Consider the following 22613-nt stretch of genomic DNA (forward strand, 5'->3'; position numbering starts at 1 on the left):
GATAATAGCCCCTTCGCAATGGAAGGGGTTTTTCTGTTCGACGTTATGTATCATGCGAAAATGAATCAAACATACTACATAAAGAATAGAAACGAACGCTTGCTAAATAACCATTTTTGTTTGGATCGAAACAAAAAATAGTCTATAGAACATAAATATTTATTCATGAATATAAAAATTTAAAATTTAAGGTAGATAGGACGGGAAAATGAAAAAGATTATTAAAGTTGAAGCAGTTGAAAAACATTTTGGAAATCAAGTGATTATCCCACCTCTTTCTTTAGATATTAAAGAGGGAGAGTTTTTAACAATTTTAGGGCCGAGTGGCTGCGGGAAAACGACTTTACTTCGTATGATCGCAGGATTTGAAACTCCAACTAAAGGGAATCTTTTATTAGATGATGAAAGAATTAACGATTTGCCGCCATATAAGCGTCATATGAACCTAGTGTTCCAACATTACGCACTATTCCCACATATGACAGTAGAGAAGAATATTTGTTTTGGTATGAAAATGCAGAAAGTATCAGCAGCAGAGCAGAAAGAGCGTGCTGAAGAGGCAATGCGTTTAACGCAGTTACTTGAGTTCCGTAATCGTAAACCTGCTAAGCTTTCTGGTGGACAACAGCAGCGTGTTGCAATTGCAAGAGCGATTGTAAATAATCCGCGTGTATTACTATTAGATGAGCCACTTGGAGCGCTTGACTTTAAGTTACGAAAAGACTTGCAACGTGAATTGAAAAACTTACAACGTAATTTAGGAATTACGTTTATATACGTAACGCACGATCAAGAAGAAGCAATGAGCATGAGCGATCGTATCGTCGTTATGAATAAAGGACATATCGAACAAATTGGAACGCCGAAAGAAATTTATAATAAGCCGAAAACATTGTTCGTTGCGACATTCATCGGTGAAAATAATATTGTGAAAAATGGGGAAGGCTATGTAGCAATTCGCCCTGAAAATGTGAAAGTACGTTCGGTTGAAGAATCAATTTTAAAAGAATACCATCTTGGACATATTGAAGATATCGAGTTTGTCGGAAATATGGAGAAGCTTTATGTACGTGATGAGAAAACATCAGAATTACTAATGGCATATCAAACTGCTGAAGAGGCAGCGCAGTGGAGCATTGGAGATAATGTATATGTAGGCTGGGAGCAAGAGGACGAGGTGACCTTAAATTGAAAAAAGGGAAATTACTCGCACTACCTACAGTCGCGTGGCTGTTAATTTTCTTCCTAATCCCGCTCGTATTCGTATTAGGATTCGCCTTCATGCAGCGCGGAGCTTACGGGACAGTAGAAATGCAATTTACGCTGGAGAATATATCCCGTGTGTTTGATCCATTGTACTTAGGAACGTTATGGGAAACTGTTAAGATTGCAGTTATTACTACAGTAATATGTTTATTAATTGGTTATCCATTTGCGTATACAATTACAATTGTTGACCGCAAATATCGTTCTATTCTTTTATTATTGGCAACGATCCCGTTTTGGATTAACTTTCTTGTTCGTTCATACGCATGGATTGTTATTTTACGTTCACAAGGTCTTGTGAATACGTTGTTATTAAAACTCGGCATTATTAGTGAACCGTTAAATTTATTATATAATACGCCTTCTGTAATACTCGGAATGGTCTATTCTTTATTACCATTTATGATTTTACCAGTGTATGCAGCAATTGAGCAGCTGGATAAGCGTAAGCTAGAAGCGGCTTATGATTTAGGAGCAACACCAATAAAGGCATTTTGGAATATAACAGTGCCGATGACAATGTCAGGAATTGCGACTGGTTCTATTTTAGTATTCGTTTCTTCTATCGGAATGTTTGTTGTATCAGACGTGATGGGCGGATCGAAAGTAGCATTAATTGGAAACGTTATTCAAAACCAATTCTTAGGTGCACGTGACTGGCCGTTTGGATCTGCGTTATCGATTATCGTTGTTCTATTCTCTGTTCTGTTAATTTACTTATATTATCGTGCAACGAAAGTATATAAATATAATGAGAACGGAGGGGAATAGGCAAAGATGAAGAAGTTTTTAGTTTCTTATTCTTGGTTAATTTTGTTATTCTTGTATTTTCCAATGATGGTTTTAATGGTCTATTCTTTCAACGACTCTCGCATTAATGCGGAGTGGGAAGGTTTTACATTCCATTGGTATACAGATTTATTTCAAAAACAAGATGTTATTGATGCATTTGTAAATAGTATTACGATTGCAGTTATAACAACGATTGTGACAACGGTACTTGGTGTATTCTTTGCGATTGCTTTACATCGTTATAAATATCGTTTCGAAGGGGCTATTAATGGCCTTGTATATTTACCAATTTTAATTCCTGATATTTTAATGGGATTATCTTTACTAATTCTTTTCAGTCAGCTAGGAATGGAACTTGGACAAACAACGATTATTATTGCACATATTACATTTAGTATTTCGTTTGTTGTTGTTATTTTAGCTGCGCGTCTTTCAAGTATGGGACGTGACTTAGAAGAAGCTGCAAATGATTTAGGAGCAACGCCTTGGCAAACGTTTCGTTTTGTAACGTTCCCAGCAATTGCACCGGGAGTTATTTCAGCAGCATTATTAACATTCACATTATCAATTGATGATTTTGTAATTAGTTTCTTCGTATCAGGACCAGGATCAACAACATTGCCATTATACATTTACAGTATGGTTAAGCGCGGAGTATCACCAGAAATTAATGCTCTTTCTACAATTTTAATTGTTGCTATCGTAGGATTAATGGTTCTATCTGAAATCTTCCGTAACAAAGGTGCAGATGGTGAAGAAAACTCTGGAGGACACCTTCCTTTATAATACGAACGATATAGAAAGTACGAGGGGGTAATAAACCGATGAAATTAATGAAAAGAATAGCTGGCGCAGCAATTAGCTTTAGCCTTGTTGCTGGTGTGCTTGCTGGTTGTGGTGAAAAGAAAGAAGAATTAAATATTTATAGCTGGGCTGACAATTTTGATGAGCAAGTGCTAAGAGATTTTGAAAAGAAGTATAATGTGAAAATTAACTATGATAAGTACGCAAGTAACGAAGAAATGCTTGCGAAATTACAAGCTGGTGGCGCAAAGTATGATTTAATTCAACCATCTGATTACATGGTTAAAACAATGGCAAAAATGGATTTATTAGCGCCGTTAGATAAAAAGAATATCCCAAATATCGAAAACATGGTTTCTAATTTCAAAACACCTGCGTTTGATCCAGAGAATAAATATTCTTTAGTGTACACTTGGGGTGTAACAGGGATTGCATACAATAAAAAGTATGTGAAAGAAGCACCTACAAGCTGGGCTGACTTATGGAATGAGAAATATAAAGGACATGTAACGTTATTAAACGATTCTCGTGAAGTATTAGGAGTGGGTCTTAAGAAGCACGGGTTCTCAAACAGTACAAAAGAAGATGCAGAGTTAAAGACAGCAGCAGATGATTTAAAGAAGCTGCTTCCAAACTTATTAGCATTTGATACAGATAACATTAAACAAAAATTCATTACAGAAGATGCTTGGATCGGAACAGTTTGGTCTGGAGATGCAGCATTTATCGCAAAAGATAATAAAGATGTAGAATACGTTGTACCAAAAGAAGGCGGCACAATTTGGGCTGATACGTTAGCAATTCCAAAAGGTGCAAAACATAAAGAGCTTGCTGAGAAGTTTATGAACTACTTACTTGATGAAAAAGTAAGTGTGAAAAACTATGAGTCAATTGGTTACAGTAATCCAAATGAAAAAGCTCATCCTCTTCATAGTAAAGAATACCGTGATAATCACATGATTTTCTTAACGAAAGAAGAGTTAGATCGTACAGAATGGCTTGTTGATGTAGACGATAAGTTAAAAGACTATGATCGTTACTGGACAGAGCTAAAAACAAAAGGTAAATAAGTAAGAAAATGCGGTTTCTAAAGTAGAAATCGCATTTTTTCATAGTAGGAGGAAATCGTTTGAAGAAGAAGTTACATCAGTATGAGGTAATATGTATCGGTTTATTATTTGCTGTATTTAGTATTGTTGCTTGGCGCGTACATGCAGGTGGCGTTACAGTAATGGATACATATGTCCGCGGATTAGTAAAAGGGCTACAAACGGAAAGTTCCCTTACATTTTTCTCGTACTTTACAAAATTGGGGTCAGCAATTGGGATAGCTGCTACGCTCGTTATAAGTTTGCTTGTTTTTTGGAAGCAGCGTTATTATGCTGCGATGATTGTGTATCCAATGGGAATTTTAATAACACATCTTGTGAATAAAGGGATAAAAGAGATTGTAAAGAGAGAACGTCCGTCATTAAATGAAGCGTTAGATGCACTTGGATATAGTTTTCCTAGTGGACATGCAATGCTATCGATTATGACATTTGGATTTCTTGCTTATATCATTGCTGCTAATTTGAAAAGCATAGCTGGGAAATGTGTCATAACGATTTTGATGGGTATAGTAATCCTATCGATTGGATTAAGTAGAGTCATTTTAAATGTACATTACCCAACTGATATTTTAGCTGGTTACTGCGTAGGTGGTATTTTGTTAGTTATCGCTATTTACTATCATCGTTTACTTACTGAGAGATTGGGGCTTAATAAAGAGAGATAGAAAAAACGCCTGGAAAAACTATCATTATAGTGTTCCTAGGCGTTTTTTGTTTGTATAAAGATATGATACAGTATAAGTGACAATTGAATTATTTAAAGTAGGTGAAAATGTGTGAAGACAAATGTTCATAAAGTTGATAAGTGGGGGAAGTTAGGAGCTTTTTTGTATCAATTTCGTTATACAGTAATTGTAGCGTTACTGTTGCTTGCAATCGCACTTGGGATTTTTGCTCCAAAGCTACCGGGAGTATTAGGTGGTGACGGTTTCCAAACGGAAGGAGACTATCAAAAAACAAAAGAAATTTTAGATAAAGATTTTAAGAAGTCTCAAGATACGCTTCTGCTCGTTTTTGAGAAAAATAAAGATGCTTCGCATGAGGAATTTAAAAAGCGAATAGATGAAATTGTAAAGAATGTTCAAGAGAAAGAGAACTATGAATCTTTCCATCACCCAATCCAAAATAAAGAAATGCTACAAGATGACATCGGTTATGCGACAATTTTATTTTCCGGGAAAACAAATAAAGAAAGAATGGAAAAGACATTACAATTTGCTAATGAGATTGAGAAAGAAAGTAATGTAGCATTAAAAGTAACACCTACAGGATTTCCGAAAATTAATCAAGAGATTAATGAAAGAACGCAAAATGATTTAAAAGTAGCAGAAATGATTGGATTACCAATTGCGTTTCTTGTATTACTATTTTCGTTTGGTAGCCTTTTGGCATCAATTTTACCGATTTTGAATGGAGCGCTTAGTGTTATTAGCACGATGGGTATATTGTATTTCATCGGTGTGGATAAAGAACTATCTATTTTCGTGTTAAACGTTGCACCGATGATTGGACTTGCACTATCTATTGATTTTGCGCTATTATTTGTGAACCGTTTTCGAGAGGAAGTTGCTAAACGAACGGTAAAAGAAGCGATAGCAATTACATATCAGACGGCAGGACGTGCAATTGTATTTTCAGGATTATGCGTATTTGTTGGGTTATCCGGTTTGTTTTTCTTTAAGATAGATTATATTCAATCTGTCGCAATTAGCGGAATGATTGTTGTGATTATGAGTATTTTATTCTCACTCACACTTCTTCCAGCGTTATTATCGTTAATCGGTAAAAAAATATTAAAAAAGAATCAAGTAGCACATACGCCGGCAAAAGCATGGCGTAAATTTGCACAATTTGTGATGAAACATCCAATTGCAATGATTGTTGTTGTTACAACATTTATTGTTATTTGCTTATTACCGTTACGTACAGCTAATTTGCAGTTCCCTAGTGTTGAAGCTTTACCTGAAAAGAGTGATACAAGGATTGCATATGAAAAGTATGAAGAAGCATTTAATAAAACTGTCAAAACACACGCTGATGTTACGTTAGTTGTAGAGACGAAAAAAGATATGAAAGAAAAAGAAAGTCTACAAAAGATAGAAGAAGTCGTTCAAAAGTTAAAAGATGATAAAAAAGTACATGAAGTAAGAAGTTTATACGACGGGTTAACTGGAATGAAAGCAGAACAAGTTGCTGGAATATTGCAGTCGCCAGAAGCAGCAAAACTAACTCCTGTATTTGAAGCATACACAAAAGGGAATAAGACGACGATAGAAGTTTTTTTGAAAACAAAACCACGTACAGAGACTGCAAAACAGTGGGTGCGTGACTTTAAAAAGAACTATAAAGAAACGAATGTTACGTATTATCTAGGCGGAATGACGACGTTTCAACAAGAATTAGAAGATGAAATTAAAGATAAAGTTGTAATTGGTATGTCTGTTATATTTGGATCGACCTTTGTTATATTATTATTTGCATTCCGATCTATACTCATTCCAATTAAGGCAATTATTATGAATATACTTAGTTTGAGTGCAACCATTGGAATTGTTGTTTGGTTATTTGAAGGTGGTCATTTCGGTTTAGAAGCGAGTCCGGTTCTGTTTGTCTTACCAATCTTCATTTTTGGCCTCGTATTTGGGCTTAGTATGGATTATGAAGTATTTCTTATTTCACGTATTCACGAGCTCTATGAAGAAACAGGAGATAACGATCAAGCAACGTTAGAAGGGCTCGTTTCAACAAGTAGAATCATTACATCAGCTGCATTAATTATGATTGTTGTAACGGGTGCATTCGCATTTACTGATATTTTACCAGTAAAGCAGATGGGGCTTGGCGTGGCATTAGCAATATTTCTTGATGCAACAATTATTCGTCTTATGCTCGTTCCAAGCTTAATGAAGTTATTTGGAGACTGGAATTGGTGGTTACCATTTCGAAAAAAACGAGAAAAATCATCGTAAAAAAATGCTCATCATATTGATGAGCATTTTTTTATGAATAGCAAGACCTACATTTTGCAAATAGTATGTGATAAGAACATTACATACAAGTAGGTGAAGGCAATGTTTCGTTATTTTAAGTTTAAGTTAAATGATACAGTACAGTTTGCAGAAAACGATGGGCATATGTATCGCATTGTCGGTTATCGGTTAGAAAAGGGATTTTATCCAAAAGATGAATGGACTCATATCATTTATGAACTACTTAGAGAATTTGACGGGTATACGATGGATGCAGAGGAGGAAGAACTTGTAAAGGTCGTTCAAGTAGAGGATGAGTATTACAAAATACAAGAAGTATCAGGTTATCGTTATCCAGTAAAAATGAAACAAAAACAACAAGTGATGAAAATAGAAAGGATGGATGATTTATTAGATGCTTACAATGACTATAAAAGGTTGGCGGATTTCTTTAAAGATTTATCGTATGAACAAAAAGCTGAAGAAGTATTGTTAGAAATGAAAAGACTTAGAGCTTGAGGGGCAGTCTATTATAAGACTGTCCTCTATTTTTGACGGTGCACCAAAGTGTGTTTTCCGTTACAATGAGAGAATCAATAGAAATAAGGTGATAAACAGTATGGAAACAAAGAAAAAGGGCGAATGGTGTGAAATTACCGTTCCAGCTAAATGGAATGGTATAAGTATTGAATCGGTATTAAAAGTAGAATGGGAAATACCGAAAAAGCTATTACATCAGCTTCGTATGGAAAAAGGTGTTACGGTTAACGGAGAACAAAGAAGATGGAACGAGCTTTTAAAAGAGAACGATAAGTTACAAGTTCATATGTTTGCGGAGGAAGAGTACGGTGTGAATCCAGAATATGGTGAATTGCATGTAGTATACGAAGATGATCACGTACTCATCGTAAATAAACCAGAGAAAATGGACACACATCCTGCTGAAAAAGGTGGAACCGGGACGCTTGCAAATCTTGTTGCTTTTCATTTTCAAATGCAAGGTTTAGAGACGAAGGTGCGTCATATTCATCGTTTAGATAAAGATACGACAGGTGGTGTCGTATTTGCTAAGCATAGAATTGCTGGTGCAATTATGGATCGTTTATTAATGGAACGAAAAATTAAAAGGACGTACGCAGCGCTCGTTGAAGGGAAAGTAAAGAAGAAACAAGGAACGATTGATGCTGCTATTGGAAGGGATCGCCATCATGCTACAAGGCGTCGTATTTCTCCAAAAGGTGACCAAGCTATCACATATTATAAAGTAGAAAAGTATTTTAAGAAGCAAAACACGACTTTCGTAACGTTACAATTAGAAACGGGTAGAACGCATCAAATTCGTGTTCATATGAGCCATAATGGTAATCCACTAGTTGGGGATGTATTATATGGTGGACAAACAAAATATATGTCCAGTCAAGCATTGCATGCGATGAAGATAAATTTCTTGCATCCAATTACGAAAGAAGCGATTGAAGTTGATGTGCTGTTTCCTACAAAGTTAGATAATAAAATAAGAGAATTTCAAAAAGAAAATGCGTAAAGTATAAGTTTTAATTTGAAAAAAGTAGATTTTTGCAGGGATTTCTCTAAAAGGAGCGAAGCCGTTAAGAGAAAAGAGAGGTGAGAATCACTTGATCAAATATAAGTATGTACTTGGAATATTTTTCGCTTGTCTTTTAGTTACTCTATGTCTCTATCCCTATTTACCAACTCGTATGGCAGTACATTGGAATGTAAATGGTGAGCCAAACGAGTTTATGAGTAAACAAGTTGTTGTAGCATTTATTCCTTGTTTTATTATTTTTTCATATGGATTTTTGTATATTATTTCACATAATATATTTAAGTTTAATGAAAGAGAGCATGGTATTATAGACGGATTTATAAAGAAAATTACGTTATTTATGTTGTTTATTCATATGCTTATCCTCTTTATTAATTTTGAGGATTTGATATCCTTTCAAACAGGATTAACGATTGGGATTAGTATGTTTCTTTTTATGCTGAGTAAAGAATTTAAGAAAATAAAAGGCAAAGAAAAAGACCCAATTAAATTACAAAAAATTCGTTTAGTAAGTAGACGGATTTTTCAAGTGATGGCATGTGGCATATTGTTTTCATTGTTTTTGAACTTAGAGTGGGGATTTTATGTATTGCTTAGTGTAATAAGCTGTGGATCTATGCTATTTATGTTATATATTTTCTATTCATACATAATAGAAAGTTATGAAACTTAAAAAAGAGTCTTCTCATTATGAGAAGACTCTTTTAATCTATTTACTTTGTAATAAATTGTTGTGTCCAGTAGTTGCCGCTTTCTACATAACCAACACCGATGTGAGTGAAGCCGTTATTTAAGATGTTTGCACGGTGTCCAGCGCTGTTCATCCAAGCTTGTACCACTTCTTCAGGTGTACGTTGGCCTTGAGCGATGTTTTCACCTGCAGATGTATAAGAAATACCAAATTTCTTCATCATGTCAAACGGAGACCCGTATGTAGGGCTGTTATGATCAAAGTAGTTGTTTTTTTGCATGTCTTCAGACTTAATACGTGCTACTTTGCTTAATTCAGTATCGATTTTTAGTGCTGGTAAACCTTGTTTTGCACGCTCAGCGTTTGTTAATTCAACAACACGTTGTTCGAACTCGCTTAAAGATTTTGCTTCTTCAGCAGGCTTTTGCTCAGCTGGTTTTTGTTCAGCAGGTTTTTGCGTATTGTTGTTTTCAGCAGGCTTTTGAGCTTCTGGTTTTTGAACTTCTTCAGCAGGCTTTTGCTCGGCAGGTTTTTGCTCAGCAGGCTTTTGAGTTTCTGGCTTAGCTGTTGGTTGCTCAGTTACAACATTTTCAGTAGGTTGTTGACCAGGAATGAAGCAGTTTGGTTGGAAGTTTCCTTGTTGCCATTGTGCTAATGATTCAACTCCCATAGATTGTAAGAATGCTTGTAGTTCTTGTTGGCTCATTTGCTTCATCATCACTTTTGAATGCTGAATATTTTGAACCTTTATGTTAGATGGTTGTACTGTTGCAGCTTGTGCATCTAGAGAAGATACTCCTAAAGTAAGAGCTGTTGCAGCAGCTACAGATAATAAAACACGCTTTTTCATGATGTGTGTCCCCCTATATAAAGTTTTAATTTGTTTTCACACGATTTGTTTTTGACAGCCTGTCTGACTGACAAATTCATCGTAGCATACAATTTGCGAGAAAAAAGATGGAAAAAAATTCATAGACTTTAAAATTACCTAATTTATCCTAAGAGAAGAAGGGAGCAAAAATAAGAGAAATATAGAGTATAAAAGGAATTTATAGTGTTTTTATACTTGGTTTTAAGAGGGGGTTTTTGGATAAAGTTACCTAAATAGAAAATGAAGAATCCTATTGTATCAATGGTTTGAGCGATTTTTTGAGGAATATAATGGATTGATTTTTACAAAACTGTAATGTTTCTGTTGTTCTTTTTTATAATAAAGTAACATATTTTTAATGTTGTAGCAGACAAAAAAGCGGCTATCTCTTTACATAGACGAAGGAGATAGCCGTTTTCCTATTATTACGTATGTTACGAGTTATTACGAGTTAGTTTCAATTGCTTCTAATAATAAATCCACAATGTGAATTCCTCTCATTTTATGAGAAAGCCCTTCTCGCTCAATACCCAATTTCATTTGTAATAAACAACCTGGATTTGCAGTAACAATGGTTGCTGCGTCTGTTTCATGCACACGGTCCATTTTGTAATCTAGAAATTCCATTGATAACTCTGAATGAACAATATTGTAAATACCAGCAGAGCCACAGCAGCGGTCGGCATCTTTCATTTCTCGATATGTTGCACCTTGGATAGCCTCTAGTAACATACGAGGTTCAGAAGATGTGCGCATAACATTGCGTAAATGACAAGAGTCTTGATACGTAATAACCTGCGGCGTGAGTCGTAAGTCAGTTCGCTTATGGAAGTCTAGTTCTACTAGTATAGCAGTAATATCTTTAATCTTAGAAACAAACTGCTTAGCACGTTCAGCCCAATCCGGATCATCCTTTAAAAGATAATCATAGTCTACGAGGTAAGCTCCGCAACCTCCTGCATTCGTAATAATATAGTCGATGTTTAAATCTTCGAATGCTTTTATATTTCGCTTTGCTAATTCTTTTGCTCCACTCTTTTCACCAGCATGTCCATGCAATGCACCGCAGCAACTTTGTGTTTTCGGAATAACAATATCACAACCAGCTAATTGAAGAAGTTTCATCGTTGCGTTATTTGTTTCTAAAAACATCGTATCCATTAAACAGCCTGCGAAGAATGCAACTTGTTTTTTCTTTGTACTTTCTGCAGGTAAAAATGAAGGACGATCTTTCATTGCTTTCATTTTAGGGACTTTTGGTAAAACGAGATCCATCGTTGCAAGTGTTTCAGGGAATAACTTCATAATACCTGTTTTATGTGTTAGCGTTTGTAAACCAGAACGTTGATAAAATCCGATTAGTCCGGTTAATGTTCGCATTCGATTTTGATGGGGGAATAATCCTTCAAAAACGACTTTTCGAACAGCTTTCACTGGCATTGAGAATTTTTTATTTTGATTAATAATATCTCGAGCCTCTTCTAATAAATGTCCATAATTTACACCAGATGGACAAACAGGCTCACAAGCACGGCAACCAAGACAAACGTTTAATGTATTTTCAACATCTTCATCTGGTTCGATTAAACCATCAACGACTGCTTTCATTAATGCGATACGTCCGCGTGGTGAATGTGACTCTTTATATCCGGATTGAATGTAGGTAGGACAAGTAGGTAAACAAAAACCGCATCGCATACAGTTAAGTAGCTCATCTTCACTTAATCGTTCTTTAAATTCTTTTTGAATATTTTCTTTATTTAATGTGGTCATCGCTCAACCACCACTCTTTTTCGAGTGTCTTTCGCGAACATTTTTCCAGGGTTCATAATGTTGTTTGGATCGAAAGCTTGCTTTATTCCTTGCATAGCTGCAATACCTTCTTTACCTAATTTCATTTCTAAATATGGAGCTTTCATTGCACCAACACCATGTTCACCAGTAATTGTGCCACCAAGTTCAATTGCTTTCGCAAATATTTCAGCAAAAGCTTGTTCAGCTCGGTGCATTTCTTCTGCATTACGAGCATCTGTCATACAAGTTGGATGTAAGTTACCATCACCAGCGTGTCCAAACGTACAAATAGGAATATTATATTTTTTTGCAATGGCATTAATAGCTTCAACCATTGGAGCGATTTGTGAACGTGGTACAGTCGCATCTTCTAATATTGTAGTAGGTTTTAATCGTGCGAGCGCTGATAGAGCACTACGGCGAGCAGTACGAAGCGCATCTGCTTCTGTTTCATCTTTTGCAATGCGAACATCAACTGCATTCATAGAGCGGCAAACGTTAGCCATGTTTTCAATATCTCGATTGACTACTTCGGGCGGGCCGTCTTGTTCGATTAATAAAATTGCTTTTACGTCAGTTGGTAAACCGATTTGCGCAAACTCTTCTACTACTTCAATTGTCGGTTGGTCTAAGAACTCCAGTGTTGCTGGAATGATTTTATTTGCAATAATAGAAGAAACAGCACGTGCAGCTTCATTAATATCTTCATATAGTGCAAGCATTGTTTTCTTTGTTTCAGGCATAGGAACAAGTTTTAATATAGCTTCTGTTACCACGCCAAGTGTTCCTTCAGAACCGATAAATAACCGAGTTAAATCGTAACCAGCTACATCTTTTGCTAATTTACCACCAGTGCGAATAATATCGCCATTTGGTAAGACAAGTTCAAGCCCCATTACATAATCACGTGTTACGCCGTATTTCAAACCGCGTAATCCACCTGAGTTTTCATTAATATTACCGCCGATTGTAGAAATTTTCATCGAGCTTGGATCTGGTGGATAAAATAAACCTTTTTCTTCTACCGCTTTAATAATATCAAGTGTAATGACACCAGCTTGTACAGTAATTGTTAAGTTTTCTTCATCAATTTCTAAAATATTGTTCATATGGCGGAAAATAAGGACGATACCGCCTTCAAGTGGACATGTTCCTGCGCAAAGATTTGTTCCAGACCCGCGCACATACACAGGAATTTTGTGAGTGTTACATACTTTTAACACTTCAGCTACTTCATTTGTATTACGAGGAGCAATGACTGCATCAGGCATTGCTTGGAAGTTTGGAGTGGCATCATAACTATAAGTTAAACGCCCCATATTGGATGTATCTATATTATCTTCGCCAACAATAGATACGAATGAATGAATAATTTGTTTTTCTAACATTGGAAATCCCCCTCAAACTGTTAACGTGTTTAGTTATAATAAACAACGTGGTAACAGTGCTTTCATTATAATGATAAAAAAGTCGAGGGATTCTTTCTATGTATAATCATCTAAAGATTAATCTGTTTTATCGTTCTTTTTTGTATGATCATCTAATAGGAGGAGTGCGAAGTATAAAACGTTTAAGTCTTTGAATTGTTTTGGATCAAGTCCTGTATGTTCTTCAATCTTTTTTAGCCTGTAATGTAATGTGTTAATGTGTATATGTAATTGTTTAGCCGTCTGTTTATAAGATTGGTTATAATCGATAAATAAGCGCAAAGTATGCATAAGCTCAGGAAATGATAATAAGTTTTCGATGGTACGCTCTAGAAATTGTTCACGCGTTTCGGCAGAAATATCTTGTAAACACATTTCTAAACGTAAATCTTCATTAAATACAATTTTTTTCGTTTCCAATGATACAGAAAGAGCGCGTAATGCTTGTTCGTAACATATGTTCATATTGTTTGAGGTAACTGTTTGTCCAATCCCGATATATAAAGGAATAGAAAATAAAGTTTCGCAGTCTTGTTTTAACCGTTTTAAAAATTGATAAGTTTGCTCTTTGGAGCTCGTTGCTGTAAATAAAATAAAACGATCATTTCCCCAACGAACAAATAGATGCTCTTTTGTTAAAATATTACGTATGTGTTGCCATATTTTACGCTGGAGCATCGTGTCATTTTTGCCAATAGAAAACAAAATAAGTTGTTTTTTCTTATATAAATCAATGCCAAGTGTTTTGGCGCGATCAAGAAAACTCGGGGACCACTCTGTATTTTGAAGCCAATCAAAGACGAAAGCTTCATAAGAACGGTGCTCAAGTTCTAGTTGCTCTAAAAAGTAGTTTTCATGAATTAATAATTCGGTCATCTTACGCAATATTTCTCCGTAGCGTGAAATATTTTCAGGTTCTCCTGTAATTCCAATGACACCAATTACTTCATCATGAAATAATAAAGGAAGATTCATCCCAGCCTTTACACCTTGCAATTGCCTTTCATCTTCTTTTGTAATGATGACGGTTTTCTTTTGTTTGGCGCAGCGGAGTGCACCTTCATGAAATTGACCAATTCTTTCTGTATCTGTACTTGCGATAATAACGCCTTCTATATTAATGATAATAATACTTTCTGTAATTAGTCTGCGTACTTCTCGTACAATTTTATTCGCTAAATCAGGAAATAGCATAATTGACACACCTCAAATTCTATTTGTTGTACATTATATATGTAAATTGAGTAAGAAAGGAAAATTTCACACTTTCCACACATTTATTTGTTATTTTACAATTATAACGAAATCATCCGAAGATGGAGGGAATCTTTTGAGAAAGTATGTTTTTCTTCTCTGTTTTTTATTTCTATTAGTAGGGTGTCAAGGAAGTTCATATACACCAATTGCTAAAGATAAAAATGTTATTATAACAACGAATATAAAAGAAGGCAGTATTAGTTTTATTGATAAAAAAGATAAAAAGTTAATCACGACATGGGAACTAAATGAGCCAATGGCCGGAATCACACTGCTTCCAAATGGTGAGGAAATACTTGTATACGGTAAGCAATTAGAATATATGTATGTATATTCACTAACGGAAGGAAGGCAAGTGGAAAAATATAAAACTGGAAAAGGCATTGTAAATGTGGTCGTATCAGCAGATAAAAAACAATTATTTGCTGCTGATCAAAATGCTCAAAAGGTAAGGTTCTTTACGATAAATGGGAAAGAGACAGGAAATGTTTCAACAGGAAAAGGGCCTATAACGATGGTAGAGTATCATAATCGGTTATCTGTACTAAACTTTTATGATACGAAACTAACGACAATTGATACGAAGAAAAAAGAAGTTATTCAATCCTTTATGATTCCGCCAGCATCAACAGGAGCGACGATTAGTCCTGATGGGAAAGAAATATGGATTGGCGGACATGGTGATGGAAATCAAGTAAATGAGAAAGTGTTAGTATATTCTTTGCAGGATGGAGAAATGGTACGTTCTTTACATGCCCCATTTATGCCTGTGAATATAACGAAGGATAGTAAGTACGTATATGCATTAAGTCATGGGTCGAATACACTTAGAAAGTTTGATATTAGCACATATAAAGAAATAGCTTCTGTAGAAGTAGGGTCGAATCCATTTGCATTTTTGGAGAGCGGAGCAGAAGGATATGTAGCAAGTTATGATAGTGATGAAGTATGCGTTATGGATATGAAGAATTTGAAAATAAAACAAACAATTAAAGTCGGAAAAGGACCGTTTCAACTCATAGAGAGGGAAGGGAAGGACAATGAATAAATATAGAGTGCTAGTTGTAGATGATGAAAGTGATATGAGGCAGCTTGTTGGAATGTATTTGGATAACTTTGGATATGAGTGGGGAGAAGCTGAGAATGGAAAAGAGGCTCTTAAAAAACTAGAAACGGATCATTATGATTTCGTTGTATTAGATATAATGATGCCAGAAATGGATGGACTTTCAGTTTGTAAAGAAATTAGAAAAACGTCAGATGTGCCGATTATATTTTTAACCGCAAAAGGTGAAGAGTGGAATAGGGTGAACGGCTTACGTATGGGAGCAGATGACTATATTGTAAAACCGTTTAGTCCTGGTGAATTAGTTGCCCGTATGGAAGCTGTGCTAAGAAGATATACAAAGCAAGAACAGCAAGAAGAGATTCAATTTGGACCAATTCTTATCAATGAAAAAAGTAGAAGAATCGAGGCGGATGGTGAGTCGATTTCTCTTACTGTAAAAGAGTTTGATTTACTATATTTTCTTTGCCAGCATACAGGACAAGTATTTAGCCGGGAGCAATTACTTGAAAAGGTATGGGGATATGATTATGCCGGAAGTACAAGAACAGTAGATACGCACGTGAAAACGATGCGCTTGAAGCTTGGAGAAAGTGGAAACTACATTCAAACTGTTTGGGGTGTAGGCTATAAATTCGAGGTGTAACGTATGTTTACAATGGTACAAAAACTTTGGCTTACAGTAGTATGTGCAGTATGTGTAACAGTGTCCTTTCTTTATTTCGTATCTTTATACTCGTATGAAAAACTATACGTTGATAATTTAAAAGGTTCATTAGTAATGGAAGGAAAAAATCTTGCTGCTCAATATGATAAGCACGAAGGAATATCAACTTTTGAAGAGAAAGTAAGATCGTTTGATCAAATATCTAGTTCAGACGTTATTTTCGTGTCTAATCCGCGTGATTTAAGTGCATGTTTGCCTTTTGATGTGCATCATCATTCCCTTATAAGTGAAGGAGATAGGCAAACGCTATTAGATGGGAAAACTGTGACAAAAATAGGATATGAAGAACATTTTGACCGTAATATTATGGGGGTTGTCATCCCTGTATTGGAAAATAAAAAATTAGTCGGAATTGTCTATTCGTATATTCCTTTAAAAAGTATAAAAGATTTAATCTATGATATGGGTCTTATTTTAGCACCGTTAGCAATTGCTATGATTTTAATTACTATATGGGTTGGAAGAAAAATTATAATTGCAATTACGAAGCCACTTTCGCAAATGGAACGGGTTGCAAATCATTTGGCTACGGGAGATTTCTCGGAGCGGATTACAGTTTCTTCAGAGGATGAGATTGGACGACTAGGAAAAGCATTTAATAAAATGGCCAATTCATTAGAAACAGAAGATGTAAAGCGTAAGGAATTTTTAGCAAATGTTTCGCATGAACTTAGAACACCACTTAGTTATATAAAAGGGTATAGCGAGGCTATTTTAGATGGTGTTGCTAAGGGACCGCAGCAGGAAAAAGTAACGCAGCTAATTCATAAAGAAGCAGGTCGTATGCAGCGTCTCGTTCATGACTTGTTAGACTTAGCACAATTAGAAGGTGAGCACTTTCCGTTAAAGAAGCAACCTATCGTTTTTTCACAGCTGATTGAAGACGTATTAGATACGTATGAGATTAAGTTTATAGAAAAGGAACTTCATATTTCAACCAATTTAAATCCAGAGATCATTGTCATGATTGATGAGGATCGTATGCAACAAGTGCTTCATAATGTGTTAGATAATGCGATACGGTATACAAATCAAAACGGAAATATCGTTATAACTTTAGAGCAAATCGATGATTACTGTGAATTGAAAATAAAAGATACAGGAATTGGCATTGATATAGAGCATTTGGAGAATCTTGGGGAACGCTTTTACCGAGTTGATAAAGCGAGAAGTCGTCAACACGGTGGAACAGGTTTAGGCCTTGCTATTGTGAAACAAATTGTTCATATACATGGTGGACAGTGGAAAATTGAAAGTGAAAAAGATAAGGGAACAACGGTTATTATTAAACTGAATGTACAGGATGAGGGGGGCATGTTCTAATTTTTAGGACATGTTCTTTATATTGAAGAAAATATTTATCCCGCTATTTGCCGGACAGTAAGACCCTCACCTCAAAATTCAACGGAAGCAAAGAAGTTAGGTGGAGGCCCTGCTGTCCGTAAAAGCCCGATTGGTGAGGGCTAATAATCAGTGGGGGATGAACAAAACCCCTACTGATTAAAGTTTCACTTTATACGTAAAAATATAAATTAATATGTAATAAATATCGAAAATTTGACTATTTTATGAACAAAACATTTGTACTTCTTATCAATTCGGTCTAAAATAGTTATGATGCAAAGTTCTTATAAATCGTTTCAATTGTTGTTTGGAAGATACTGAGGTGATTTAACTGGAGTACAAATCTATTAAACCGAAAAAAATTTACGAAGAAGTATCTGAAGCTATTTTAACAATGATTAAAAATGGTACGTTAAAACCTGGTGACAAACTACTCCCTGTGCATCAATTAGCTGAGCAGTTTCAAGTTGGTAGATCTGCTGTTCGTGAAGCGCTAAGTGCGCTAAGAGCGATGGGCTTAATTGAGATGAAACAAGGAGAAGGTACATATGTGAAGAACTTCGATTCTTCTTCATTAACGAAATCATTAAACAATAGATTATTAATGAAGAAAGAAGATATTTTGAATTTATTAGAAGTACGAAAGGTGCTTGAAGTGGGGGCAGTTCGAGTAGCGGCGGCAAAACGTACGGAAGATAATTTACAAAATATGAAACATTGGTTAGATGAAATGGCAAAGAGCATTGGAGATGAAAAGGCTGGCGAAAAAGCCGATTTTCAATTCCATATGGGAATTGCAGAGTCTTCGCATAATAACATTTTGCTTGAACTCATGAATCATGTTTCAGAGATGATTGCTGAAACGATTGGTGAATCAAGACGCATTATTTTATATGGTGAACAAACGACATCAGAACGACTTATAGAAGAGCATCAAGTTATATATGATGCGGTGTTAAAACAAGATGTAGAATTAGCGCAGCAAGCAATGCTAGATCATTTAACAAATGTAGAACATATTGTCACAGGTAAAAACGATATAAATTCGTAATTTAATCTTTTAAAAATTTAATTTTCTGATAAAATAGAGAAAGATTAAGTAAGCGTTTTCTTTAGAAGAGGGAGAGGATAGGCCATGGTTGAGCCTATTTCTTCTCTACTCGGTCATCTGATGACCATATGTTTGTTGGCGAAGTTGTAAAAAGGGGGAGTAATAGTTATGAAAGTTACTTTATTTGTTACTTGTTTAGTCGATATGTTCGAAACAAATGTCGGCAAAGCAACAGTTGAAGTGTTGGAGCGTTTAGGTTGTGAAATTGAATTTCCAGAAGCACAAGTTTGTTGTGGCCAGCCTGCTTATAATAGTGGCCATGTAGAAGCAGCAAAAGAAGCGATGAAACATATGATTGAAACTTTCGAAGATGCAGAATATATCGTTACGCCATCTGGTTCGTGTGCGACAATGTTTCATGAGTATCCGCATGTTTTCAAAGATGATCCAAAGTGGGCTAAACGTGCACAAAAAGTTGCTGATAAAACCTATGAATTTACACAGTTTATTGTAGATGTTTTAAAAGTTACAGATGTTGGTGCAAGTTTACCAGGGATAGCTACTATTCATAAATCATGTCATATGACACGTATGCTCGGAATAAAAGAAGCACCAGGAATTTTATTATCAAATGTAAAAGGATTAACTGTGAGAGATTTACCAAACGTGCAAAATTGTTGCGGGTTTGGGGGAACGTTTTCAGTTAAGATGACTCCAATTTCTGAGCAAATGGTAGACGAAAAAGTAGATAGTGTAATGGAAACAGGTGCAGATTATTTAATCGGTGCAGATTGTGGGTGTTTGTTAAACATTGGCGGACGTATTGAGCGTTTAGGAAAAGAAGTAAAAGTAATGCATATTGCTGAGGTACTGAATAGTCGCTCATGAAGGGGGAACATAAGCTATGTCTATGAAAATCAGTGAGAAAAAATTTAATGATCGCGTTGGTGATGGAATTCAAGATTCGTTTATGCGCGGAGCAGTTTCTTCTGCACAAACGCGTTTATATACGAATCGCTTAAAAGCCGCAGATGAATTAGGAAACTGGGAAGAGTGGCGAGAACTAGGTGAACAAATTCGTCAACATACGTTAGAAAATCTTGATTATTATTTAATGCAGTTAAGTGAAAATGTATCAAAAAGAGGCGGACACGTGTACTTTGCGAAGACGAAAGAGGAAGCAGCAAAGTATATTCAAGACGTTGCCAAAAAGAAACAAGCGAAAAAAGTAGTAAAATCAAAGTCGATGGTAACAGAAGAAATCAGTATGAATCATGCGCTTGAAGAGATTGGCTGTGAAGTGTTAGAGAGTGACTTAGGAGAGTATATCTTGCAAGTAGATAACGATCCACCTTCACATATTATTGCACCTGCACTTCATAAAAATAGAACGCAAATTCGCGATGTATTTAAAGAAAAGCTAGGCTATGAAAATTCTGATGACCCGTATGAAATGACAAAGTTTGTTCGTAAACAACTTCGTGAGAAATTTATGGATGCAGAAATTGGTGTAACTGGTTGTAATTTTGCTGTTGCAAATACTGGCTCTCTTTGTTTAGTAACGAATGAAGGTAATGCAGATCTTGTTATGTCAATTCCGAAAACACAAATTGCGGTAATGGGTATGGAACGTATGGTTCCGACAATGGAAGAATTAGATGTTTTAGTTGGTTTACTATGTCGTAGTGCAGTAGGTCAAAAATTAACAAGTTATGTAACAGTAGCAGGACCAATTCAAGAAGAGGAAGTTGATGGACCTGAAGAATTCCATTTAGTTGTTGTTGATAATGGTCGCTCTCAAATTCTGGGATCTGAATTCCGTTCAGTATTACAATGTATTCGTTGCGCTGCTTGTGTTAATGTATGTCCTGTATATCGTCACGTTGGTGGACATTCATATGGATCGATTTACTCAGGACCAATCGGTGCGGTATTAACACCGCTTCTAGGTGGATATGATGATTACAAAGAGCTTCCTTATGCATCTAGTTTATGCGGAGCATGTACAGAAGCTTGTCCAGTAAAAATTCCATTGCATGATTTATTATTAAAACATCGTCAAGTTATTGTTGAGCAAGAAGGTCGTGCACCACTTGCAGAAAAACTAGCGATGAAAATGTTTAGTATGGGTGCTTCTTCAGCTGCTTTATATAAAATGGGGTCAAAAATGGCACCAGCGGCAATGAGTCCATTTACATCTGGTAATCGTGTATCAAAAGGTGTTGGACCACTTAAAAACTGGACGGATATTCGGGAATTCCCAGCTCCAAGTAAAGAGCGATTCCGTGATTGGTATAAAGATCATAAGAAAGGCGGGGATAAATAATGACAGGATTAATTCAAAACCGTGATGCCTTTCTAGATAACATTGCAAAAGAACTTGGGCGCGCGCGTAAAACAGAAGGTGTAGAGCGACCAGTATGGAAAAGTAATGTGAATATAGAAACGTTAAAAGATTGTTCACAAGAAGAATTACTAGAAGTGTTTAAAAAGCAATGTACAAACATTCATACAACTGTAGTAGAAACGACAAATGACCGATTAGGTGAAGACCTTCAAAAAGTAATCATGGAAAACGGCGGTGGACCTATTTTATTATCAGCAGATGAGCGTTTTGATGCATATGGTTTAACATCTTTATTTAAAGAGGAACTTCCAAAGCGAGACGTTGAAGTAAACGTATGGGATCCAGAGAGAAAAGACGAAAATATGCGTTTAGCTGAAAAAGCGAATATTGGTATTGCATTTAGTGATTATACATTAGCTGAATCTGGTACAATTGTTGTACAAAGTCATAAAGGGCAAGGACGTTCTTTACACTTTTTACCGACTGTATATTTTGCTATTATTCCACGTGAAACACTTGTGCCTCGTATTACACAAGCAGTTCAGGATATGAACTTACGCGTAGAAAATGGGGAGACAGCGGCATCTTGTATTAACTTTATTACAGGGCCAAGTAACTCGGCTGACATTGAGATGAATCTTGTTGTCGGAGTACATGGACCATTAAAAGCAGTATATTTCATCGTATAAAAGAGGGGAAAGCAGGCCAGAAAATGGCCTGCTTTTTAGTAGAATAAAGGATAATATGAAGTAGAAGTTCTCTCCTTTTTTTGCTATGTTTTTTGGGAAAGGAGAGGAAGGGATGTTCACTTATTTATATGCACTGTTAGCAGGGATGGTGTTTGGTTCTTTTTTTATGCTAGTTGCGATGAGGGTTCCATTAGGTGCGTCTATTATTACCCCGCGTTCACATTGTTATTATTGCAAATATGTGCTAAGGCCAAAAGAACTAATCCCCATCATTTCATTTTATATACAAAGAGGCTGTTGTACGAATTGTAAGAGGAAAATTCCAATTATGTATGTAGCATTTGAATGTATAACAGGAAGTATATTTCTTCTTACCGTGTATATGATTGGAATAGAACGAGAGCTTATTATCATTTTATCCCTTTTTTCGCTACTTCTTATTATTTCAGTTACAGATTACTTATATATGTTAATTCCTGATTGTATTTTAATTTTGTTTGCCGTTTTACTCATTCTTGAAAGTGTTTTTGTACAATTAGTTACTTGGACAGATAGTATAGTTGGTAGTGGTGTTATATTCATTTTGTTATATTGCATGCAAAAGATATATCCAGAAGGGCTTGGCGGAGGTGATATAAAACTACTTTCGTTACTTGGGTTTATAGTAGGAGTGAAAGGCGTTTTTATCATTTTATTTTTAGCATCTTGTTTCAGTCTTTGTTTCTTTGGGGTGGGTATCGTATTAAAACGTATAGAAGTACGAAAACCAATTCCATTTGGTCCTTTTATTAGTCTTGGGGCAATATGTTATGTATTGGCCGTATATTCAAATTAGAGAG

Annotated in this window: 21 protein-coding genes; 17 read left to right on the forward strand and 4 right to left on the reverse strand. The window is 35.7% G+C overall.

Annotation, left to right across the window (positions count from 1 at the left end; translation table 11 throughout):
* Positions 1-208: 208 nt before the first annotated feature.
* The 9 genes from potA (at position 209) to N2V79_RS06740 (ending at position 9183) form a co-directional block, all read left to right on the forward strand.
* Entirely contained in the window at positions 209-1192 is a 984-nt protein-coding gene (gene potA, locus N2V79_RS06700) for a spermidine/putrescine ABC transporter ATP-binding protein PotA (RefSeq protein WP_000720336.1), read from the forward strand.
* Positions 1189-2037, forward strand: a complete 849-nt coding sequence (gene potB / locus N2V79_RS06705; RefSeq protein ID WP_000715500.1) for a spermidine/putrescine ABC transporter permease PotB — start codon at positions 1189-1191, stop codon at positions 2035-2037. The genes potA and potB overlap by 4 nt, the downstream gene beginning before the upstream one ends.
* 6 nt (positions 2038-2043) lie before the next feature.
* Positions 2044-2844 (forward strand): spermidine/putrescine ABC transporter permease PotC, encoded by an 801-nt coding sequence (gene potC, locus N2V79_RS06710; RefSeq protein WP_000714190.1) that lies wholly within the window; start codon positions 2044-2046, stop codon positions 2842-2844.
* Between the two features lie 38 nt (positions 2845-2882).
* Positions 2883-3932: a spermidine/putrescine ABC transporter substrate-binding protein PotD gene (gene potD / locus N2V79_RS06715; protein WP_000772490.1), complete on the forward strand. Its 1050-nt coding sequence runs from the start codon at positions 2883-2885 to the stop codon at positions 3930-3932.
* 59 nt (positions 3933-3991) lie between these two features.
* Positions 3992-4639: a phosphatase PAP2 family protein gene (locus N2V79_RS06720; RefSeq protein ID WP_016513124.1), complete on the forward strand. Its 648-nt coding sequence runs from the start codon at positions 3992-3994 to the stop codon at positions 4637-4639.
* A 111-nt stretch (positions 4640-4750) separates the two neighbouring features.
* The gene (locus N2V79_RS06725) at positions 4751-6943 is read left to right on the forward strand and encodes an MMPL family transporter (protein ID WP_053564949.1); all 2193 of its coding nucleotides are present in this window, start codon (positions 4751-4753) and stop codon (positions 6941-6943) included.
* Between the two features lie 102 nt (positions 6944-7045).
* Complete coding sequence (locus N2V79_RS06730) at positions 7046-7462, forward strand: hypothetical protein (protein WP_000490302.1); 417 nt, start codon at positions 7046-7048, stop codon at positions 7460-7462.
* A 100-nt stretch (positions 7463-7562) separates the two neighbouring features.
* The gene (locus N2V79_RS06735; protein ID WP_340719732.1) at positions 7563-8486 is read left to right on the forward strand and encodes an RluA family pseudouridine synthase; all 924 of its coding nucleotides are present in this window, start codon (positions 7563-7565) and stop codon (positions 8484-8486) included.
* Positions 8487-8577: 91 nt separating this feature from the next.
* A complete protein-coding gene (locus tag N2V79_RS06740; protein ID WP_000599010.1) occupies positions 8578-9183 on the forward strand; it encodes a DUF1648 domain-containing protein in 606 nt (201 codons plus the stop codon).
* 40 nt (positions 9184-9223) lie between these two features.
* Here the strand turns inward: N2V79_RS06740 and N2V79_RS06745 are convergent, their stop codons facing one another.
* The 4 genes from N2V79_RS06745 to N2V79_RS06760 all read right to left on the reverse strand — a co-directional run bounded on the left by N2V79_RS06745 (position 9224) and on the right by N2V79_RS06760 (position 14487).
* Positions 9224-10051, reverse strand: coding sequence for a CAP domain-containing protein (locus tag N2V79_RS06745; RefSeq protein ID WP_016513122.1), 828 nt, complete (start codon positions 10049-10051; stop codon positions 9224-9226).
* Positions 10052-10516: 465 nt separating this feature from the next.
* A complete protein-coding gene (locus N2V79_RS06750) occupies positions 10517-11845 on the reverse strand; it encodes a (Fe-S)-binding protein (protein WP_000209624.1) in 1329 nt (442 codons plus the stop codon).
* Complete coding sequence (glcD, locus tag N2V79_RS06755) at positions 11842-13254, reverse strand: glycolate oxidase subunit GlcD (protein ID WP_340719733.1); 1413 nt, start codon at positions 13252-13254, stop codon at positions 11842-11844. Before glcD ends, N2V79_RS06750 begins: the two co-directional genes overlap by 4 nt.
* 117 nt (positions 13255-13371) lie before the next feature.
* Entirely contained in the window at positions 13372-14487 is a 1116-nt protein-coding gene (locus tag N2V79_RS06760; RefSeq protein ID WP_340719734.1) for a CdaR family transcriptional regulator, read from the reverse strand.
* A 136-nt stretch (positions 14488-14623) separates the two neighbouring features.
* Here N2V79_RS06760 and N2V79_RS06765 point away from each other — a divergent pair, with 136 nt between their 5' ends.
* The 8 genes from N2V79_RS06765 to N2V79_RS06800 all read left to right on the forward strand — a co-directional run bounded on the left by N2V79_RS06765 (position 14624) and on the right by N2V79_RS06800 (position 22609).
* Positions 14624-15598, forward strand: a complete 975-nt coding sequence (locus tag N2V79_RS06765; protein ID WP_053564943.1) for a YncE family protein — start codon at positions 14624-14626, stop codon at positions 15596-15598.
* Entirely contained in the window at positions 15591-16262 is a 672-nt protein-coding gene (locus N2V79_RS06770) for a response regulator transcription factor (protein WP_001046397.1), read from the forward strand. The genes N2V79_RS06765 and N2V79_RS06770 overlap by 8 nt, the downstream gene beginning before the upstream one ends.
* Before the next feature lie 3 nt (positions 16263-16265).
* Entirely contained in the window at positions 16266-17666 is a 1401-nt protein-coding gene (locus N2V79_RS06775) for a sensor histidine kinase (protein WP_053564942.1), read from the forward strand.
* A gap of 382 nt (positions 17667-18048) precedes the next feature.
* Positions 18049-18738 (forward strand): FadR/GntR family transcriptional regulator, encoded by a 690-nt coding sequence (locus tag N2V79_RS06780; protein WP_254904515.1) that lies wholly within the window; start codon positions 18049-18051, stop codon positions 18736-18738.
* A 168-nt stretch (positions 18739-18906) separates the two neighbouring features.
* Positions 18907-19626 (forward strand): (Fe-S)-binding protein, encoded by a 720-nt coding sequence (locus N2V79_RS06785; RefSeq protein WP_000869147.1) that lies wholly within the window; start codon positions 18907-18909, stop codon positions 19624-19626.
* Between the two features lie 16 nt (positions 19627-19642).
* Entirely contained in the window at positions 19643-21064 is a 1422-nt protein-coding gene (locus N2V79_RS06790; RefSeq protein ID WP_000061930.1) for a LutB/LldF family L-lactate oxidation iron-sulfur protein, read from the forward strand.
* Complete coding sequence (locus N2V79_RS06795; protein ID WP_000147182.1) at positions 21064-21774, forward strand: LutC/YkgG family protein; 711 nt, start codon at positions 21064-21066, stop codon at positions 21772-21774. Before N2V79_RS06790 ends, N2V79_RS06795 begins: the two co-directional genes overlap by 1 nt.
* A gap of 112 nt (positions 21775-21886) precedes the next feature.
* Complete coding sequence (locus N2V79_RS06800) at positions 21887-22609, forward strand: prepilin peptidase (protein ID WP_340719735.1); 723 nt, start codon at positions 21887-21889, stop codon at positions 22607-22609.
* Positions 22610-22613: the final 4 nt, after the last annotated feature.

This window comes from Bacillus sp. CH_70, assembly GCF_038007045.1.
In the GTDB taxonomy this organism is placed as follows: Bacteria; Bacillota; Bacilli; order Bacillales; family Bacillaceae_G; genus Bacillus_A; species Bacillus_A cereus.

Coding starts and splice junctions, on each gene's coding strand:
- N2V79_RS06785 (WP_000869147.1), top strand. CDS start 18,907: ATGAAAGTTACTTTATTTGTTACTTGTTTAGTCGATATGTTCGAAACA.
- N2V79_RS06800 (WP_340719735.1), top strand. CDS start 21,887: ATGTTCACTTATTTATATGCACTGTTAGCAGGGATGGTGTTTGGTTCT.
- N2V79_RS06760 (WP_340719734.1), bottom strand. CDS start 14,487: ATGCTATTTCCTGATTTAGCGAATAAAATTGTACGAGAAGTACGCAGA.
- N2V79_RS06750 (WP_000209624.1), bottom strand. CDS start 11,845: ATGACCACATTAAATAAAGAAAATATTCAAAAAGAATTTAAAGAACGA.
- potC (WP_000714190.1), top strand. CDS start 2,044: ATGAAGAAGTTTTTAGTTTCTTATTCTTGGTTAATTTTGTTATTCTTG.
- N2V79_RS06775 (WP_053564942.1), top strand. CDS start 16,266: ATGTTTACAATGGTACAAAAACTTTGGCTTACAGTAGTATGTGCAGTA.
- potA (WP_000720336.1), top strand. CDS start 209: ATGAAAAAGATTATTAAAGTTGAAGCAGTTGAAAAACATTTTGGAAAT.
- N2V79_RS06745 (WP_016513122.1), bottom strand. CDS start 10,051: ATGAAAAAGCGTGTTTTATTATCTGTAGCTGCTGCAACAGCTCTTACT.
- N2V79_RS06790 (WP_000061930.1), top strand. CDS start 19,643: ATGTCTATGAAAATCAGTGAGAAAAAATTTAATGATCGCGTTGGTGAT.
- N2V79_RS06735 (WP_340719732.1), top strand. CDS start 7,563: ATGGAAACAAAGAAAAAGGGCGAATGGTGTGAAATTACCGTTCCAGCT.
- glcD (WP_340719733.1), bottom strand. CDS start 13,254: ATGTTAGAAAAACAAATTATTCATTCATTCGTATCTATTGTTGGCGAA.
- N2V79_RS06730 (WP_000490302.1), top strand. CDS start 7,046: ATGTTTCGTTATTTTAAGTTTAAGTTAAATGATACAGTACAGTTTGCA.
- N2V79_RS06770 (WP_001046397.1), top strand. CDS start 15,591: ATGAATAAATATAGAGTGCTAGTTGTAGATGATGAAAGTGATATGAGG.
- N2V79_RS06795 (WP_000147182.1), top strand. CDS start 21,064: ATGACAGGATTAATTCAAAACCGTGATGCCTTTCTAGATAACATTGCA.
- potD (WP_000772490.1), top strand. CDS start 2,883: ATGAAATTAATGAAAAGAATAGCTGGCGCAGCAATTAGCTTTAGCCTT.